This is a genomic window from Novosphingobium sp. 11B (genome assembly GCF_054589055.1).
In genome coordinates this window covers 12427-14360 of sequence record NZ_BAAILP010000253.1, presented here as the reverse complement: position 1 = coordinate 14360, position 1934 = coordinate 12427, and the positions used below count along the sequence as shown (strand labels likewise).

Annotated in this window: 2 protein-coding genes; both read left to right on the top strand. The window is 64.8% G+C overall.

Annotation, left to right across the window (positions count from 1 at the left end):
* Positions 1-69: 69 nt before the first annotated feature.
* On the top strand, positions 70-996 hold the full coding sequence (locus ACYPYD_RS22545) for a DUF7064 domain-containing protein (protein ID WP_036529633.1): 927 nt from the start codon (positions 70-72) through the stop codon (positions 994-996).
* Positions 996-1934: DUF7064 domain-containing protein (locus ACYPYD_RS22540; RefSeq protein ID WP_459665648.1), on the top strand; the 939-nt coding region annotated here is incomplete at its 3' end. The genes ACYPYD_RS22545 and ACYPYD_RS22540, both read left to right, overlap by 1 nt.

Here is a 1934-nt window from a genome sequence, read left to right as displayed (position 1 = left end):
GGGCGGTTGATCCGGTGCGGCCGGATCAACCGCCCCAAAACCGGGTACAACGACAAGAGGAGAGGACAATTGACCGTCGAGAAGAGTCCCGAGGACTACTGGCAGGCCAACGATCACCCGCGCTGGAACCAGAGCGTCTACTTCAACTTCTACGATCCGGCGCAGCGCATCGGCTGCTTCATCCGCGTCGGCATCCTCGAGAATCTGGGCGAGACGAACAGCTGGTTCGTGTTCTTCCGGGACGGCAAGCCGCTGTTCAACCGCACCAACATGAACTTGCCCTACGCCGCCACCCGGCTGGGGCTGGGAGACGGGCTGGAAGTCGCCGGGATGCGGCTGCGCTCGATCGAGCCGCTGTCGAAGGCGCACATCACTTTCGATGAACGGGACTTCAAGGTCGATCTGACCTGGGACGCGATCCTGCCGATGCAGGATGCGATCCACCTCAGCGATGCCGGGGCGGAGGACGCTTTCGCCAAGGAGATCGCCCATATCCACATGGAGGGCACCTGCCGCGTCACCGGCACGATCACGCTGGCAGACGGCGAGACGATCGCGATCGACGGCAAGGGCTTCCGCGATATCGCCGTGGGCCCGCGCAACTGGGACTTCCTGCGCCATTACCGCCTTGCCTGGCCGATCTTCGATAACGGTCTGTCGATCGTCTCGACACACGGCATCTCCACCAACGGCGACGACGCCTACATCAAGATGGTGGGCAAGGGCGGCAAGTGGATCGGCGTGACCGCGATCGAGGATCGCAACATCTACGAAGCCGACGGCATGACGCTGAAGGGCATGGATTGGCGCGTCACCGATGCGGACGGAGATGTTCACGCCTTCACCGCGCGGCGGCTCTACTGCTGGACCTTCCCGCTCGATACTTTCGCGCTGACCGAGCACATGATGGAATATACCCTTGCCGACGGCACCAAGGGGTATGGCCTTGGCGAATGCGGTTTCCGCTTCCCCTGGGCGGGTAACGGAGAAGACTGATGGCATTCGATCCCGCAGCACTCGCCCGGCCGGCAATGGCCATCGACCCCGTGCATGATGGTCGGCACGCGCTGCCTGACTTGCCGTTGATGCGCGAATCCATCCCCTATTGTGTCGTCCTGCCCGAGCACGAGATCGCCTTGTTCACTTATACCTGGGTGGACAAGGACGGCATGGCGGGCGCGGCCATGGGCATCTGGGGCAGGGGCCTCGGCCGTGCGCCGATCGCGGTGCGCCTGCCCGACCGCAAGGTGCCCGATACCATGGGCTTCGACGACTGGCGGATCGACGACTTCACCATGCGCCAGGACCTCAGCTTCAACCGCGCGGAAATATCGTGGCGCAGCGAGGAGGCGGAGATCGCCTTCACGTACGAGGCGTTCCATCCGCCTTATGCCTACTCAACGCACAAGGACGGCTGCCCCTCCTACGCCGCCGACGACCGCATCGAGCAGAGCGGCCGCGTCTCCGGCACGTTGCGCATCGGGACACGGACCATCGACTTTACCGGCAGTGGCCACCGCGACCACAGCTGGGGGCGGCGCGACTGGGATGCGCTGCATTATTACCGCTGGTTTCAGGGCCAGTCGGGCGACGCCTTTTCGGTGCACTTCTGGGAGTTCTACGCCCTCGGTCGCCGTCAGGTGCGCGGCTACGTCTACAAGGACGCGGTCATGGCGGAGATCGCCACTCTCGACGTCGACTGGCAGGGCGACAGCCGCCTCGACCAGACCGCGTTCCAGTGCGACATCGTCGACGAACTGGGCCGCGCCACGCGGGTGGAGGGGGATGTCTTCGGGGTCTTCCCGCTCCCGGCCGCGCCGAACTTCGTGCTGAACGAAGGCGCGGCGCGGCTGACCATCGACGGCAATCCCGGCGGCGGCTGGATGGAGATGGGCTGGCCGATCTCCTACCTCGAACATGTGCGTGCGGCGGGC